The 15,768-nt window shown below is 68.2% G+C and carries 17 protein-coding genes and 3 tRNA genes; 9 read left to right on the top strand and 11 right to left on the bottom strand.

The window, feature by feature from the left end:
* Window position 1: 1 nt before the first annotated feature.
* Together EHW97_RS04870 and EHW97_RS04865 are read right to left on the bottom strand one after the other, a co-directional pair.
* The gene (locus tag EHW97_RS04870) at window positions 2-532 is read right to left on the bottom strand and encodes a bacterial proteasome activator family protein (protein WP_124236037.1); all 531 of its coding nucleotides are present in this window, start codon (window positions 530-532) and stop codon (window positions 2-4) included.
* A 17-nt stretch (window positions 533-549) separates the two neighbouring features.
* The gene (locus tag EHW97_RS04865) at window positions 550-1,533 is read right to left on the bottom strand and encodes an NAD(P)H-quinone oxidoreductase (RefSeq protein WP_124236036.1); all 984 of its coding nucleotides are present in this window, start codon (window positions 1,531-1,533) and stop codon (window positions 550-552) included.
* Between the two features lie 32 nt (window positions 1,534-1,565).
* Between EHW97_RS04865 and EHW97_RS04860 the strand changes: the two genes are divergently transcribed.
* The 4 genes from EHW97_RS04860 (at window position 1,566) to EHW97_RS04845 (ending at window position 3,998) form a co-directional block, all read left to right on the top strand.
* On the top strand, window positions 1,566-2,351 hold the full coding sequence (locus EHW97_RS04860) for a carbon-nitrogen hydrolase family protein (RefSeq protein WP_124236035.1): 786 nt from the start codon (window positions 1,566-1,568) through the stop codon (window positions 2,349-2,351).
* Window positions 2,348-3,403 carry a hypothetical protein gene (locus EHW97_RS04855; RefSeq protein WP_124236034.1) on the top strand — a complete coding sequence of 352 codons (1,056 nt, stop codon included), beginning with the start codon at window positions 2,348-2,350 and terminating at the stop codon, window positions 3,401-3,403. The genes EHW97_RS04860 and EHW97_RS04855 overlap by 4 nt, the downstream gene beginning before the upstream one ends.
* Before the next feature lie 58 nt (window positions 3,404-3,461).
* Window positions 3,462-3,550, top strand: a tRNA-Ser gene (locus tag EHW97_RS04850).
* Window positions 3,551-3,584: 34 nt separating this feature from the next.
* On the top strand, window positions 3,585-3,998 hold the full coding sequence (locus EHW97_RS04845; protein ID WP_124236033.1) for a hypothetical protein: 414 nt from the start codon (window positions 3,585-3,587) through the stop codon (window positions 3,996-3,998).
* A 426-nt stretch (window positions 3,999-4,424) separates the two neighbouring features.
* Here EHW97_RS04845 and EHW97_RS04840 read toward each other — a convergent pair.
* Window positions 4,425-4,511 (bottom strand) — tRNA-Ser (locus EHW97_RS04840).
* Between the two features lie 84 nt (window positions 4,512-4,595).
* Complete coding sequence (locus EHW97_RS04835; RefSeq protein WP_124236032.1) at window positions 4,596-5,246, bottom strand: TetR/AcrR family transcriptional regulator; 651 nt, start codon at window positions 5,244-5,246, stop codon at window positions 4,596-4,598.
* A gap of 199 nt (window positions 5,247-5,445) precedes the next feature.
* On the opposite strand from EHW97_RS04835, the gene EHW97_RS04830 reads away from it, so the two are divergent.
* A tRNA-Arg gene (locus EHW97_RS04830) sits at window positions 5,446-5,518 on the top strand.
* A 44-nt stretch (window positions 5,519-5,562) separates the two neighbouring features.
* Here the strand turns inward: EHW97_RS04830 and EHW97_RS04825 are convergent.
* Complete coding sequence (locus EHW97_RS04825; RefSeq protein ID WP_124236031.1) at window positions 5,563-6,147, bottom strand: dihydrofolate reductase family protein; 585 nt, start codon at window positions 6,145-6,147, stop codon at window positions 5,563-5,565.
* Between the two features lie 16 nt (window positions 6,148-6,163).
* Window positions 6,164-6,628, bottom strand: coding sequence for an alpha amylase C-terminal domain-containing protein (locus EHW97_RS04820; protein WP_208001891.1), 465 nt, complete (start codon window positions 6,626-6,628; stop codon window positions 6,164-6,166).
* Window positions 6,629-6,849: 221 nt separating this feature from the next.
* On the opposite strand from EHW97_RS04820, the gene zwf reads away from it, so the two are divergent.
* The 3 genes from zwf (at window position 6,850) to EHW97_RS04805 (ending at window position 10,332) form a co-directional block, all read left to right on the top strand.
* Window positions 6,850-8,268 carry a glucose-6-phosphate dehydrogenase gene (gene zwf, locus EHW97_RS04815; protein ID WP_124236029.1) on the top strand — a complete coding sequence of 473 codons (1,419 nt, stop codon included), beginning with the start codon at window positions 6,850-6,852 and terminating at the stop codon, window positions 8,266-8,268.
* On the top strand, window positions 8,261-10,081 hold the full coding sequence (locus EHW97_RS04810; protein ID WP_124236028.1) for a glycoside hydrolase family 15 protein: 1,821 nt from the start codon (window positions 8,261-8,263) through the stop codon (window positions 10,079-10,081). The genes zwf and EHW97_RS04810 overlap by 8 nt, the downstream gene beginning before the upstream one ends.
* Window positions 10,082-10,158: 77 nt before the next feature.
* A complete protein-coding gene (locus tag EHW97_RS04805) occupies window positions 10,159-10,332 on the top strand; it encodes a CsbD family protein (protein ID WP_124236027.1) in 174 nt (57 codons plus the stop codon).
* Between the two features lie 116 nt (window positions 10,333-10,448).
* Here EHW97_RS04805 and EHW97_RS04800 read toward each other — a convergent pair whose 3' ends face one another.
* Both EHW97_RS04800 and EHW97_RS04795 read right to left on the bottom strand, forming a co-directional pair.
* Complete coding sequence (locus tag EHW97_RS04800; protein ID WP_124236026.1) at window positions 10,449-10,817, bottom strand: hypothetical protein; 369 nt, start codon at window positions 10,815-10,817, stop codon at window positions 10,449-10,451.
* Window positions 10,818-10,820: 3 nt separating this feature from the next.
* Entirely contained in the window at window positions 10,821-13,154 is a 2,334-nt protein-coding gene (locus EHW97_RS04795; protein WP_124236025.1) for an ATP-dependent DNA ligase, read from the bottom strand.
* Window positions 13,155-13,305: 151 nt separating this feature from the next.
* Between EHW97_RS04795 and EHW97_RS04790 the strand changes: the two genes are divergently transcribed.
* Window positions 13,306-13,929 carry a GAF and ANTAR domain-containing protein gene (locus EHW97_RS04790; RefSeq protein ID WP_124236024.1) on the top strand — a complete coding sequence of 208 codons (624 nt, stop codon included), beginning with the start codon at window positions 13,306-13,308 and terminating at the stop codon, window positions 13,927-13,929.
* Window positions 13,930-13,933: 4 nt separating this feature from the next.
* Here the strand turns inward: EHW97_RS04790 and ku are convergent, their stop codons facing one another.
* The 3 genes from ku to EHW97_RS04775 form a co-directional block, all read right to left on the bottom strand.
* A complete protein-coding gene (gene ku / locus EHW97_RS04785; protein WP_124236023.1) occupies window positions 13,934-14,779 on the bottom strand; it encodes a non-homologous end joining protein Ku in 846 nt (281 codons plus the stop codon).
* 60 nt (window positions 14,780-14,839) lie between these two features.
* Window positions 14,840-15,172: a DUF3817 domain-containing protein gene (locus EHW97_RS04780; RefSeq protein ID WP_243696304.1), complete on the bottom strand. Its 333-nt coding sequence runs from the start codon at window positions 15,170-15,172 to the stop codon at window positions 14,840-14,842.
* Window positions 15,173-15,235: 63 nt separating this feature from the next.
* Window positions 15,236-15,709: a hypothetical protein gene (locus tag EHW97_RS04775; protein WP_124236022.1), complete on the bottom strand. Its 474-nt coding sequence runs from the start codon at window positions 15,707-15,709 to the stop codon at window positions 15,236-15,238.
* Window positions 15,710-15,768 lie beyond the last annotated feature (59 nt).

Genomic DNA, 15,768 nt, shown 5'->3' with positions numbered 1-15,768 from the left:
GTCAGAGGTACATGCCGCCGGAACCGGCGACGTCCGACCGGTCCGGCTGCGACTCGCCGCGCGCCGCGGGCTGCTGTCCCGGCCGCGCGCCCTCAGCCGGTAGTGCGAGCCGCATGTTGGCGAACTGCGTCTGGGCCTGCACCTGCTGCGCGTAGAGGGCGGCCTGAATGCCATGGAAAAGTCCCTCGAGCCAGCCGACCAGCTGGGCCTGAGCGATGCGCAGCTCTGCCTCGGTGGGAGAGTCGGCGTCGAAGGGGAGGCTGAGTCGTTCGAGCTCGTCCACCAGTTCGGGAGCGAGTCCGTCCTTCAGCTCGGCGATCGACTGCTCGTAGATCTCGCGCAGTCGCGAGCGGCTCGCCTCGTCCAGCGGAGCCGACTTCACCTCGTCGAGAAGCTGCCGGATCATGCCGCCGATGCGCATGACCTTGGCCGGCTGCTCGACCAGATCGCTCAGAGCGGTGCGGGAGTTGTCGGTGTCCTCCGGCACGGCGATCGGCTGGCCGCTGGGGTCGATCACGTGGTCGTCGCTCATGCCCCCAGACTAGGCGCTCAGTCCTCGCCGTTCAGGGTGAGGATCAGCTTGCCGCGGTGGCTGGACTCCTCCATCACCTGGTGTGCGCGGGCGACGTCCTCGAGCGGCATCGTCGCATGCACGATCGGCCGCACGACCTTGTCGGCGATGAGCGGCCAGACCTGGCCGGTCATCTGCTGGACGATGGTGGTCTTCTCCCCGGACGGCCGGGCGCGCAGCGACGTGGCCGTCACGGCGGCGCGCTTGGCGAGGAGGGCACCGAGGTTGAGTTCGCCCTTGATGCCGCCCTGCAGCCCGATCACGACGAGGCGTCCGGACGTGTTCAACGCGGCGATGTTCCGCGCCAGGTACTTGGCGCCGATGATGTCGAGGATGACGTCGGCGCGCACCCCCGCGTCACGCATGACCTCGACGAAGTCCTCCTGGCGGTAGTCGATCACGAGGTCCGCCCCCAGTTCGCGGCAGAACTCGGCCTTCTCCGGCGAACCGACCGTCGTGACGACGCGGGCGCCGAAGGCCTTGGCGACCTGGATCGCCGTCGTTCCGATGCCGCTGGCGCCACCGTGGACCAGGAGCGTCTCACCGGGTTGCAGCCGGCCAATCATGAAGACGTTCGACCAGACGGTCGCGTAGGTCTCCATGAGGCCGCCGGCGGTCACGAGGTCGACGCCCTCCGGGATCGGAGCGATCTGCCCGATCGGCACGGCCACGTAGTCCGCGTATCCGCCGCCGGTGAGCAGAGCGCAGACCTGGGTGCCGATCTCCTGATCGCCCACCCCCTCACCGACCGCGACGACCTCGCCGGCGCACTCGAGGCCGAGCACACGCGTGGCGCCCTCGGGCGGATCGTAGTGGCCCTGGCGTTGGAGGACGTCCGCCCGGTTCACGCCGGCCGACGCGACCCGGAGCAGCACCTCGCCGGGTCCGGGTTGGGGGATGGGTACGTCGACGACCTCCAGGGCCTCGGGTCCTCCGGGCTCGTTCACCACGACAGCACGCATGTCCCCACCGTAGCGATGCCAGACTGGAGGACATGCGCATCGCCTTGGTCCAGTTCGCGTCCGATGTCGACGCGGCAGCGAACCGACGCACGATCGCGACCGCCCTCGAGGACGTCGACGGCGGGTCGGTCGATCTCGTCGTCCTCCCCGAAGCCGCCATGCACGACTTCGGGTCCCCCGACCACGATCTCGCCGCCGCCGCGGAACCGCTGGACGGGCCCTTCGTCACGTTCCTTGCTGAGCACGCACGTCGGCTCGGTGCGACGATCGTCGCCGGCATGTTCGAGCGCACGGACGGACTGCCCTACAACACGCTCGTCGTCCTGAGCCCTGAGGGGAGCCTGGTGGCGACGTACCGCAAGATCCACCTCTACGACTCGTTCGGGTATCGGGAGTCCGAGCGGCTGCGCCCGGGGGAGATCGCCCCGGCGACGTTCACCGTCGGCGACACCAGCGTCGGGCTCATGACCTGCTACGACCTGCGCTTCCCCGAGCTCGCCCGCTCGCTCATGGAGGGGACGCCGACCCCGGACGTCCTTCTCGTACCGGCAGCGTGGGTTGCCGGCGAGCGCAAGCTCGACCATTGGCGCACGTTGCTGAGCGCGCGGGCGGTCGAGAACACCGTGTACGTCGCGGCGGCCGCCCAGGGCGGTGACCGTTACACCGGTCATTCCTTGGTCGTCGACCCCTGGGGTTCTATCGTTGACGAGGCCCACGACGCCGATGCCGTGGTGCGCGCCGACCTCGACCCCCAGGTCGTCGCCCGTTCCCGCGAGGTCAACCCCTCCCTCGCCAACCGAAGGATGCGCTCGACGTGAGCACGACTCAGCCCGGACGCCGCCGTCGCCTCGACGCCTCGGTCGCCCCGGTCTACGAGCGGCCCACCCGCGGCCCTCGCTTCGAGTCGCGCCGGACGGCTCGCACCTTCGAGATCCTGACCGGCCTCGGATGGCTGCTCGGCACCCTCGGCTCGGCGACGAGCGTCGTCGCGATCGGCTCGCCGGCGTGGTTGTGGCGCCCGAGCGCGGCACTGCTGCTCGTGGTCTCGGCCATGATGCTCACGCACCGCGTGGGCGGGCACATGCGCGTCTGGGTCACGCTGACCGCGCTCCTGGCCGGTTCGGCGCTCCTGACGGATCTGAACCTCCTGCTCGTCACCGCGGCGGGCGCATCGGCGGTCCTCGCGGCAGTGAACGCCGTCATGTTCACGCTGCCGGCCGCCTCGACCCGGGCCTCGCTGCGTGAGTACGGCATTTCGCTGCTGCTCACCGTGAGCGGTGCGATGGGGGTGGCGGCATGGAACGCCCCGGCGCAGATCCAGATCTTCAGCGGACTGACCTTGGCCGCATCGGTAGCCGTCGGTCTGGCCATCATGTCGAGCCTCGGCGCGGGGCTCCACGGTCTCACCCGCCAGCATCTGTGGATCCTGGTCGGTGTCGCCGTCGTCGCGGTGTTGCTGTTCGTCTACGGCGGGATCGTGCGGCTCTATGGCAGCCCGGGTCTGAAGGAGCTCCTCGACGACAGCATCATCTGGCTGCGCCAGCACATCGGCGGTGTCCCGAGACCGTTCGAGGTGCTCATCGGCTTCCCGGCGATCATCTTCGGTACGTCCCTGCGGTCGCGGTACCGCGAAGGCTGGTGGGTGTGCGTCTTCGCCGTCCTCGGTACGGCGGTCATCACGACGTCGCTCATCGATCCGGGCGCCTATCCGTCCTACTTCGCGCTGTCGACGCTGTACTCGGCCGTGCTCGGTGTGCCGATCGGGCTGCTGTTGCGACGTGTCTTCATGTCGCAGCGTTCGGCCCGCGCCGCCCGCGCGGTGGCGCCGCCGAGCCGCGTGGAGCCCGGCCGTTTCAGCCCCTTGAAGTGACCTCCGCTCGCCAAGTGCGAGAATCGAGGCGGTGTCGTCGCGCGTGCGCGGCGGCCCAGGAGGGGTGCCGGAGTGGCCGATCGGAACCGCCTTGAAAGCGGTCGCTGGCAGAAATGTCAGCCGCGGGTTCGAATCCCGCCCCCTCTGCGTGACGCGATACCGACTTGACCGTGCGCACGCGATGCTCAGCATCGGCGTGTACCTGCTGGTGGCGGCGGTCGCCGTGCTCGTCGCCTTCTGGACGGCCCAGTTCGGGACGTGGGGGCGCGTCGTGGCGATCGTCGGCGGTGTCGTGGCCGTGCTGGCGCTGCTGCTCGGAGCGCGCCTCGCCGTGCGGCCGCCGGTGGTCCTCACCCTCAACGAGCAGGGCTACCACGGTCGCGTGCGCGCCACCAAGCAGTTGTTCGAGGGCCGCTGGAAGGACGTGCGCGACGTTCAGTTGGGCTCGCGCGAACTGCGCATCACGACCGTCACCAACGAGGTGCAGAGCTTCCCGCTGCAGACGATCGACGCCCGCGAGCGTGTCGCGATGGTGCGCGAGGTCTACGACCGCCTCAACACCGCGCACGGTTACACCCGCTTCACCTTCGAGTAACTGGCCGCGGGACCGCTGGCCCGGACGGTGCCGAGGTCCCTGCGCTCGCGGAGAAATGTGCACCGCTCGCCGTGGGCGGTGAGCTAGTACGCATCTGAGGGCGCGAACTGCGGGACAGCTCACCGCCGAGCGAGCGGGAATGGTCGCGGTGAGGGCTTACGTGGCCGCGGGAGCGTGGCAGCGGAGCGGGCTCCTCCAGGGATGTGCTTGCGCGTTGCGGCGAGAAGGTGCGTGAGCGTAAGGGCGTGGCAGCGGAGCGGGCTCCTCTGTGGCTGAGATGCGAAGAGACCAACCACGTTGCGTGGCTGGTCTCTTTCGCTGCTGTTTCTCGCTTTTCAGCGGAGCGAGCTCCTCTAGGGGCAATAAGCAAGGGGACCAACCACGTTGCGTGGCTGGTCCCCTTCGCTGCTGTTCCTTGCGTGGCAGCGGAGATGGCGGGATTTGAACCCGCGAGAGGAATCAACCTCAACCCGCTTAGCAGGCGGGCGCACTAGGCCACTATGCGACATCTCCTCGTTGCCGACGGCCCGGCGGGCGGATCGCAGCAACCGGTTCAGGATAGCGAGTCATCCCGAGCCGAATCGAATCGGGGCGCGATCAGACCTTGATCGCCTGAACGAGGTCGCGCTGCTCGCGCGCCGTGATCGGCGACGAGTCCAACGGCGCCGGGTCGTGCGGATGCACCCGCAGTCCGTCGAGCATCAACGTCGTCAGCCGCTCGGCCACCTCGCGGCGCTTCTCGAACGGCAGGTTCTGCACGCTCGACAGCGCGAACGGGATGCTCGCGATGTCCGCCGGCGTCACGTCGTCGCGCAGCATGCCCTCGGCCTTGGCGCGCTCGACGTAGTCGAGAATCGGGCCGCCCCACTTGTTGCCCGGCTGGTACTCCGGGTCGTTCTGATCCTGGCGGCGCATCACGGCGGCCGTCGCGGGGTTCTCCACGAGCATCTGGACACTGCGCCGGATCAGCGTCTCGATCGCATCCCAGCCCGAAGGCTGATCGGCGCACTGCGCGGCAATCTTGTCGAATCGATCCACGATCCGGTCGTAGAGCGCACGGATCAGGTCGGCGTGGGCGGGGAAGTTGCGATACACGGTGCCGATGCCCACCCCTACGCGATCGGCAAGTCCGTGCAGCGGAGCATCGATGCCGAGTTCGGCGAAATACTCCTCAGCGCCCACCAGGAGACGCTCGCGATTCGCGACAGCGTCCTTACGCGTGGGCAAGCGTCGTTCGGGCTTGGTCATAAGCACCACTCTACGAGCCTTCTGGTCATTTCGGTTATCAGAACAAACGTCTGAAATTCCAATGGTTAACGCGGGCCATGCGCTGGCGGTCCGGAACGGCCATCCGCCAGCCTCGGCATAGTAGCGTGTGCCACATCACCGGCCCCGATTTCGCTCATCCGAAATGACCCGGTAGAGTGGTCGAGGCCTTCAACGGCAAGCGCCCGTAGCTCAACGGATAGAGCATCTGACTACGGATCAGAAGGTTTGGGGTTCGAATCCCTACGGGCGCGCTCCACGCCCTCGCTGCTCGCAGCGGGGGCGTTTGTGCGTGCCGCTACCGATCGAGGCGGCCGAGGCGCCGGTAGCGCAACAACGTGACCCCAGCCGGATACGAGCGCGGCGGCTCGAGCGGCTCGAAGCGGCTCGGTGTCGTCCCTTCGGGGAAGAGCCTCTTGCCCTCGCCGAGGACGACGGGACACATCCATAAGTTGACCTGATCGACCAGATCCTCCCGGAACAGCGTCTGCAGCAGATCCGCGCTGCCCCACGTGTGAATCTGCTCGTGTTGCTCGCGCAGCGCCCGAACCTCGGTCGCCACGTCGCTGAGCTGCGTGCTGGTCTCCCAGGACAGGTCCGCGTCGCCGCGCGACGCCACGTACTTGGGCACACGGTCGAAGACGTGCCCGATCGTGTCGGTCTTGCCGGGCCAGTACGCGCGGAAGATGTCGTACGTGATCCGCCCGAGCAGCAGGGCGTCGCAGGCCTGCACGTCCTCGTCGATCTGCGCGCCGGCCTCCGCGTCCCAGAAGGGCTGCTCCCACTCGGCGTAGGCGAAATCGCCGTCCTGGATCGTGGGGCCGCCGTTGGCTTGGATCACGCCGTCGAGGGTGATGTTCATGTTGACGTGCAGACGGCCCATCGTTCGTGCTCCTGTCTCAGTCCTCCGGAACCAGCCAGAGGACACCCGCCGGCGGTAGTTGGACCTCGGCCGAGGCCGGCAGCCCGTGCCACGGCACGCCTTCGGCGTGAACTGCCCCGAGGTTGCCGACGCCCGAGCCGCCGTACAGCTGAGCGTCGGTGTTCAGTACCTCGCGCCACGTGCCCTCGACGGGAAGCCCGACGCGGTAGTCGTGGTGCGGCGCGCCGGAGAAGTTCGCGAGGCATGCGAGCTGCGAGCCGTCCGCGCCGATGCGCAGGAAGCAGATGACATTGCCTGCCGTATCCGACGCGTCGATCCAGCGGAAGCTGTCCTGCGTGTAGAGCGCCGGTGTCGACCGGTAAAGCCGGTTGAGGTCGCGGACGACGTGCTGAACCCCCGCGTGCAACGGGTCGTCGAGCTCGTCCCACGACAGGGAGCCGGACTCGGTCCACTCACGCTCCTGGCCGAATTCGCCGCCCATGAACAGCATCTGCTCGCCTGGGTGCGGCGCGGTCGGATCCCTCGTAGGCGGTCGCGACGCCGTAGGCCGCGGCCAGCCGGCTCAGCGGGTCCCGATTCTCGGAGGTCATGGTGTCCAGCATCGGGGGAGGCGGGTCCCGTCGCCACCGCAGCCGCTCGTCATGCAGTGACCGGTGAGCTTACGTAGCGTGGAAACCCCGAACCGCGATCGAGGAGTTGCCCGTGGAGACCGCCCCGACCGATCGTCTCGACCCTCACGTCTTCGTCCTGTTCGGCGCCACCGGTGACCTCGCGCGCCGCAAGCTGTTCCCCGGTCTGTACACGTTGGCCGCGTCCGGATGGATGCCGCCCGATTACCGCATCGTCGGCACGGGCCGTCACGAGCCGGAGGACGGCATCGAGCAGATCGTGCGCGAGTCGCTCGACGAGTTCGGTGATGAGACCGACGAGGCGACCCTGGACGATCTGATCGCCAGGACGAGCTTCGTCGTCTCCGACGACGAGAGCGGGGACGAACTCGCGAAGGCCGTCGAGGATGCCCGTGACGAACTCGGCGACGAGGCCAAGACGCTCGTCTATCTGTCGGTGCCGCCGTCGGCGATGCAAGGTCTCATCGCGATGCTCGGACGCACCGGCGTCGCCGACGACGCCCGTTCGATCGTCGAGAAGCCATTCGGCTCGGATCTCGAGTCCTCGCGTGAGATCGATGCCGCTCTCAAGGACGTGGTGGCCGAGGACCAGGTCTTCCGCATCGACCACTTCCTCGGCAAGGAGGCGGTGCAGAACATCCTGGCGCTGCGGTTCGCGAACGGCCTGCTCGAACCCGCCTGGAACCGCCACCACATCGCCTCGGTGCAGATCGACATTCCCGAGGAGCTCGAGATGGAGGGGCGAGCGTCCTTCTACGAGTCCGTCGGGTGCCTGCGCGACATGGTGGTCACGCACCTGTGCCAGTTGCTCGGCTTCATGGCGATGGAACCGCCCGTGCACCTCGATGCGCTGTCGTTGCGGAACGAGAAGGCCAAGGTGTTCGAGGCGATGCGGCCCTTCGATCCGTCGCGCGTCGTCTACGGGCAGTACGAGGGGTACCGGGACGAGGAGGGCGTGGACGAGGACTCGTCGACCGAGACGTTCGTCGCGGTGGAGGCCTACGTCGACAACGAGCGATGGGCGGGCGTGCCGTTCTATCTGCGGACGGGAAAGGCGATGGCCGAGAGTCGTCGCACGATCACACTGACCTTCCACACGCCGCCCGGCCGCCGCTTCGGGGACCAGATCGACGAGCCGGACAAGCTCGTGCTCGAACTCACCGACACCCCGCGGATCGGGATCGAGATGTGGGCCAAGCGACCCGGGCCCGAACTGGCCCTGTCGCGCACGTCGGCGACGATCGAGGTCCCCGGCGACGACGCGGAGGCTGACCCGCTGGAGGCGTACGAGCGGCTGCTGCTCGACGCGATGCGGGGCGACCAGACGCTGTTCACGCGTGCCGACGAGGTGGACCGGTTGTGGCAGGTCGTCACGCCGGTGCTGGAGGACCCGCCGGCCCCCGAGCCGTACGCGAAGGGCTCGTGGGGACCGCAGACCGCGCTCGATCTGCCTCAGCCGTACGGCTGGCACCTGGGAGACGCCGATGACTGAGGCCGGGAGCGGCGAGGAGTTCCTGCCGATCGCCGACCACGGTCTCATCGGCGACCTGCGCACGGCCGCACTCGTCGGCACGGACGGCACCATCTCCTGGTTCTGCCCCGGACGGTTCGACGCGCCGAGCGTCTTCGCGTCGTTGCTGGACCCCGAGGCCGGCGGCTGGACGATCGGGCCGGTCGGGGGCGCGGTGCGCACCCAGCAGTTCTACTTCCCGAACACCGCGATCCTCGCCACGCGGTTCCTCACCGAGGACGGCGTCATCGAGGTCCACGACTTCATGCCCGTGCTCCGGCCGCACGACGCCGACCACCGCCAGCGGCTCGTCCGGCGCGTGCAGGTCGTGCGCGGAAGCGCGGACGTCAGGACCAGGCTCGCGGCGCGCCCCGACTACGGCCGCGGCCGGCCCAACGTCGAGCGGACCGACGACGGTGTCCTGATCGCGGGCGACGGCGTACGGCTGGGGATCAGCGCGACGGTCGATGTCGAGGTCGACAACGACGACGTGATCGGGGAGTTCCACCTCGAGAGCGGCGAGCGGGCGCTGTTCGTGCTCGAGGTCCTCGAGGACGACGACGTCCCGCACGCGTGCGGTGAGGACACGTCGGCCCTCTTCGAGGCCACGTCGACGTTCTGGCACGACTGGCTCTCCACGTCGAACTACCGGGGCCGGTGGCGCGAGAACGTCGAACGTTCCGCCATCACCCTCAAGCTCCTCACCCATGAGCCGAGCGGCGCGGTCATCGCGGCACCCACCGCGAGCCTTCCCGAGGAGATCGGCGGCGAGCGCAACTGGGACTACCGCTTCGTCTGGATCCGCGACGCGGGCTTCACCTTGTACGCACTGCTGCGTCTCGGGTTCATGGACGAGGCCGGAGCGTTCGTCGGATGGCTCTCACAGCGGCTCGCCGACGAGAAGAACGCCGACCACGACCTGGGGCCACTCCGCGTCATGTACGACATCGACGGCGACGTGCCGCTGCCGGAGCGGGAGTTGGACCATCTGCGCGGGTATCGCGACTCGCGGCCCGTGCGGTCGGGCAACGGCGCGGTCGAGCAACTGCAGCTCGACATCTACGGCGAGATCATCGACTCGATCTACCTGTTCAACAAATACGGTGCCGGCATCAGCCAGGACGCCTGGAGCGGTCTGACCCGGATCCTCGAGTGGCTCGAGGATCACTGGGACGACCCCGATGCGGGAATGTGGGAGATCCGCACCGAGAACCGGCACCACACGACCTCGTGGCTCATGTGCTGGGTCGCCGTGGAACGGATGATCCGCATGGCCCGACAGCGCGGACTTCCCGGCGACCTCGTGGTGTGGACGCGCCTGCGCGACGACATCCACGCGCGCATCCTCCGCGACGCCTGGGACGACGGGCTCGGGGCGTTCGTCCAATCCGCCGGTCGGAAGGCCGTCGACGCCGGGGTCCTGCTCATGCCCATGGTCAAGTTCATCTCGCCGGTGGACCCGAAGTTCCTGTCGACACTCGACGTGATCGAGGAGCATCTGGTCTCCGACAGCCTCGTCTTCCGCTACGACGTCGACCACGCTCCGGACGGCGTCCACGGCGATGAGGGGACCTTCAGCCTCTGTTCGTTCTGGTATGTGGAGGCGCTGACGCGTGCGGGACGGCTGGCGGAGGCGGAGATCGCGCTCGAGAAGATGTTCACCTACGCCAACCATCTGGGCCTGTACGCCGAGCAGATCGGCGCCACTGGTGATCATCTCGGCAACTTCCCGCAGGCCTTCACGCATCTGTCGCTCATCAGCGCCGCGCTCAATCTCGACCGGGCGCTGGGATGAGCCCGTTCGAGATGCGAGCGCGGCCGATCGGTGTTCGACTGGAGATATCAAGGCTCCAACGGAAGGACTGAGTACCCATGGGACTGGACGACAAGATCAAGAACGCGGCCGAGGACCTCAAGGGCAAGGTCAAGGAGGGTTCCGGCAAGGCCACCGACGACAAGGAGATGGAAGCCGAAGGCAAGGGCGACCAGACCAAGTCGAGCTTCAAGCAGGCCGGTGAGAACGTGAAGGACGCCTTCAAGAACTGATCCGAACCCGAGCGGCGGCCCCTGGATACGCTCCGGGTGGCCGCCGTTCGTCGTTCTCGGCGCCGACACGACGAAGCCCCCGGACCGCAGGGTCCAGGGGCTTTCGCGTACGACCGTCAGGCCATCGGCTGCGGCGGCTCCGAGGGGCTCGGGGCCGGCGGCGGGGTGTACGGCGGAACCTGGGCGTCGTCGGCCTTGGCCTTGAGGAACGCCACGACGCCTCCGACGGCGGCGGCGAGGAGGCCGACCATCGCGACCTTCCGGACGCCGGCGAAACGCTTCTTCTTCTTGGTCTCGACGGGGAGGCGGTCGCTCACATCGTCGGGCAGGCGATCGATCAGCTGATCACGCAGGGCCAGAATCTCGGCCTTGTCGGGGAGACGGTCCATCACCTCACCGCGCAGATCGAGCAGTTCCTTCTTGTCCGGCAGATGTCCCGCCAGATCCTCGACTTGATCGCGCATGCCCTTCTTGCGCTTTCCCATCGCTCACTCCTTCGATTCGACGTGGACATCGTCTGGCTCTAGATCCTTCCGTAAACCACGCCAGCTCGCATGCCGAAGGATCCCCGAGCCTGTCCAGCCACCGTAGACGACTTCACCCACTAATCGGGGTGTCGTCCAGTGTGCGTCTGCGCTCACGTCGCGCGGAACCTCCACGAACGGCGAGGTCTTCCGCTCGAGTCGGCGCAGCTGCGCGCCGAGTTCGCGTCGCTGGGCGTCGGTGAATCCCGTCCCGACGCGGCCCACGTACCGCAGGCCCTCCTCGCTCGGGATGCCGAGCAGGAGCGAACCGAACCCGGACGAGGCGCCCGGTCGCCAACCGCCGATGACGACCGACTGCATCTCCTGGTGTTTGATCTTGAGCCACGCGGTCGACCGCTTGCCGACGGCGTAGGTGCTGTCGCGGCGCTTGGCCACGACCCCCTCCAGCTTCCAGCGGCGGCTCGCGGCCACGGCTTCGCGCAGTGACCCGGTGAACGCCGGCGGCGTGATGGCTGCGACCCCGTCGATGTCGAGCTCGGCGAGCGCCGCGCGGCGCTGCTCGTAGGTACGTCCCGTCGAGGATCGCCCTTCGTGCGCCAGTACGTCGAACGCCAGGAACGTCACCGGGACGCGCTCGCGGGCGGCTGTGATCTCGCGCTGCTTCTCCAGCCCCATGCGCTGCTGGAGCAGCCCGAAGCTCGGGACCGCCTGCTCGTTGAGGGCGACGATCTCGCCGTCCAGCACCGTGCCCGCCGGAAGGCCGGCCAGTTCCTCGGCGACCTCGGGATAGGTGGCCGTCGTGACGCGTCCGGACCGGCTGTAGAGGCGGACGCCGTCGTCGTTCACCACGGCGATCGTGCGGACCCCGTCCCACTTCATCTCGAACGCCCACTCGCTCTCATCACCTAGCGAGCGCGCGTCGGCGAGAGTGGCGAGCATCGGGGAGACCGCTCCCAGCTCTGCCGGAGGGTCGGCCTGCTGGTCTTTCATGAGGTGGATCAACCAGTTCTCGCCGGTCCGGATGAGCGCGTACGTGCGAGGCTCACCGCCCAGGCCGCCGTCGTCCTGGCCGCGCAACGTCGCGATGACCTCGTCGTCGCGCCACTTGCTCGCGGTGAACGTCCCCGTGTCCCAGATCTCCACGGACCCGGCGCCGTACTGCCCCTTCGGGATCTCCCCGGCGAAGGTGGCGTACTCCATCGGATGATCCTCGGTCTGCACCGCGAGATGGTTCTCCTTCGGCGACGTGGGCACCCCCTTGGGCAACGCCCACGACACCAGCACGCCGTCGTGCTCGAGTCGGAAGTCCCAGTGCAGCCGGCGCGCGTGGTGCTCCTGGATGACGAAGATCGGTTCCTCCCCGCGTCGGTCGGCGGGACGGTCCGCGGGCACCGGCTCGGGGGTCGCGGACGCGTCGCGCATCGAGCGGTAGCGCTCGAGCCGGTCCGGCCCCGAGTGGCCCAGCGCGGCCATCGGATCGGACAGGTCCTCCATGCGTTCGAGAACCGCGTCCAACTCCAACTGTTCGAGGTCGCCGTCCAGCTCGTCCCAGGTTCGCGGGAGGGCGACGGTCGGCCGCGCTCGCCCGCGCAGCGAGTACGGGCAGATCGTCGTCTTGTTGCGGTTGTTCTGGCTCCAGTCCACGAGCACCTTGCCCTGGCGCTTCGACTTCGCCATCGAACTGACGACGAGGTCGGGCATCGATTCCTCCAGCGACACCGCCAGCTGCTTCGCGAAGGCGTTGAGGTAGTCGGCGTCGCGCACGCCGTCCATCGCGCAGTAGAGGTGCAGGCCTTTGCTGCCCGAAGTCACGGGGACGGGGTCCAGGCCGATCCCCGAGAGCAGGTCGCGCGCTTCGTGGGCGACCTCGATGCACTCCGCCAGGCCGGCGCCGGGTCCAGGGTCGAGGTCGAGCACCAGCCGGTCGGGGTTCTGCATCGTGCCGAGTTGGTCGACGCGCCACTGCGGCACGTGCAGTTCGAGGGCGGCGACCTGGCCGGCCCAGGCGAGGTCGGCGGGACTGCTGAAGACCGGATACTCGTTGCGGTGTGAGGTGTGCTGCAGGGAGACGCGGCGGATCCACGACGGTGCCGAGTCCGGCAGGTTCTTCTCGAAGAACACTTCACCGGGCTTCTTGTCCGTACCGACACCCTCGACCCACCGCTTGCGCGTCACCGGACGGCCGGCGAGGTGCGGCAGCATGACCGGTGCGATCTGCACGTAGTAGGCGATGACGTCCGCCTTGGTGGTGCCCGTGGCGGGGTAGAGCACCTTGTCGGGATTGGTCAGACGCAGCAGGCGGCCGTCGATCGATACCGTCTGTGGCGTCTGTGCCATACCGGGCCTTCCCGTCCGACTCGTCCTCTACTCTGGTGGCCCACGATATGACGCGGAGGGCCAGTGGACATTCCGGAGTTCTTCTCTCAGATGGCGCTCGACCTGCACACGCAGGACAGCACCGAGAAGACGGTCGAGCTCGTCACGCGGTATGCCAAGTCCGCGATCGGCTGCGACGACGCCGGCTTGCTGTTGGTCCACGCCCGCTCGCGGGTGGAGACGGCCGCCGCCACCTCGCAGCGGGTGCGGACGTCCCACGAGCTCCAGCTCACCCACGACGAGGGCCCGTGCCTCGACGCACTCGAGGGCGGGGGCATTTACGTCTCGGATGACATCAGCCGTCTCGGATGACATCAGCGTCGACGAGCGCTGGCCGGCGTGGGGCCCCGCGGTGGCCGAGCTCGGTATTCGCAGCGTCGTGAGTGTGCGCCTGGAGACGCCCGAGCGTCGGTACGGCTCGCGGAACCTCTTCTCCGAGCACCCCAAGGCGTTCGACGACGATGATCTGGCCGTCGCGGCGATCTTCGCCCGCCACGCGTCGGTGGCGGTCGCTTCTGCGCAGAGCGAGGAGGGCCTGCGGATCGCGATCGACGCGCGCAAGCTCATCGGCCAGGCTCAGGGCATCCTCATGGAGCGGTTCGACATCGACGCCGACCGCGCGTTCGACGTGTTGCGGCGCTACTCCCAGCACCACAACCGCAAGCTCCGCGAGGTGGCCGAGTGGGTCGTCACGTACCGGCGCACCCCGCTGTCGGAGTTCCCGCCGGACGCCTGACCGGTCAGCCGGACGCGCGCTTCTTCGGGCTCGACGACTTCTTCTTCGCGCCGTCGGTCTTCTTCTTGCGGGCGTCGACGCTGCGCTTGAGCGCCTCCATCAGGTCGACGACCTCGCCGCCCTCGTCCTCGTCCTCCTCGGTCACGCCGAAGGTCTTCTCGGTATCGAGCGTGTCGCCCTGCTCGAGCTTGGCGTCGACGAGGGCGCGGAGCTGGACCTGGTACTCGTCCTCGAACTCCGAGGTGTCGAGGTCGCCGGACAGCGACTCGACGAGCTGCCCGGCCATCTTCAGTTCCTTGTCGCTGATCTTGGTGTTCTTGTCGAGGATGTCGAACTCCGGGGCGCGCACCTCGTCGTCCCACAGCAGCGTCTGCAGCACCATGGCCTTGTCGCGCACGCGCAGCGCGGCGAGGCGGGTTCGCTGACGCAGGGCGAACTGCACGATGGCCACGCGGTCGGTCTCCTCGAGCGTTCGCCGCAGCAGCGTGTACGGCTTGACCGCGCGCTCCTCCGGTTCGAGGTAGTAGCTGTTGTCGAGGCGCAGCGGATCGATCTGGTCGGACGGAACGAACTCCACGACCTCGATCTCACGGCTCTTCTCGGCCGGCAGCGCCCCGATGTCGTCCTTGGTGAGGACGACCGTGTGGGTGCCGTCGTCGTACGCCTTGTCGATATCCCTGTAGGCGACGACCTTCTTGCAGACCTCGCAGCGGCGTTCGTAGCGGATGCGGCCGCCGTCCTCGGCGTGGACCTGGTGGAGGGAGAGGTCGTGACTGCCCGTGGCCGAGTACAGCTTGACCGGCACGTTCACCAGACCGAAGCTGATGGCGCCCTTCCAGATCGCACGCATGGCCTCAGTATCGGCTCCCGGACGCTGCGGCGCCACAGACCAGCAGTGCGCGGCGGATTCTCAGGCCGTGGGGGCGAGTTCGGCGCGCTCGGGATCGAGCAGGCCCCGGCGCTCCGCCCATACGTCGAACACGATCGTGAACAACGGCGGGATGGCGGCGAACAGTCCCCACAGCAGCGCCGGGACGGACCAGTTGAAGATGCGCCATGCGATGAGCGTCGCCAGGCAGTAGAGGACGAACAGCCCGCCGTGGATCGGACCGAAGATCTGCACGCCGAGTTCGGTGGTCTCGGGCACGTACTTGAGGTACATGCCGATCAGCAGACCGGTCCAGGAGATCGCCTCGGCGATCGCGACAGTACGGAAAAGGCGGCGGACGACCACGGGGTTCACGCATATGAGCCTACGGAGGCGGACCAATCCGGACTGGACCGGCCCGCCTCGCCGAGGCTCGGACTACTTGGTGTTGTAGTTGACTTTCTTGTCCTTGTCAGGGTTGCTCAGCGCCCCGATGGAGACCGTGCCGCCACCTCCGCCGCCAGTACCGGTACCGCCGCCTCCGCGCACGGTCACGGGGGCGCCGACGCGGACGGTGCCGTAGAGGCGCCTCCAGGTCTCGTGCGAGAGCGAGACGGTGGGTCGGGGGCCGATGCCCACGCCGCAGAGTTCTCCGTCCGGATACTGCCGGCAGCCCCAGCCTGTGGGCTGGCTCGACACCGGCCGCGTGGCCGGTGGACGGGTGATCCGGTTCTGGTCGACCCCGCAGCGCGCATCCTCGTAGTATTCGACGCCGACGGTGGTGGGTCGTTTGGCGTAGCCCGGAACGCTCGAGCAGTTCTGGGCCGATGCGGCGGGGGCGGTCAGCACCAGGCCGCTACCGACGAGCCCGGCTACCGCCATCCCACGCACGGCGATGGAAAGAACTCCCATGATGTTCTCCCGGTGATTCAGAAAACAGAGACGACAACACTCTCGCGCTCCGGCCCGGA

This window comes from Aeromicrobium camelliae (assembly GCF_003850045.1).
Lineage (GTDB): Bacteria > Actinomycetota > Actinomycetes > Propionibacteriales > Nocardioidaceae > Aeromicrobium > Aeromicrobium camelliae.
The sequence above is the reverse complement of the archived record's forward strand: the minus strand, read 5'-3'. Positions and strand labels throughout refer to the sequence as shown.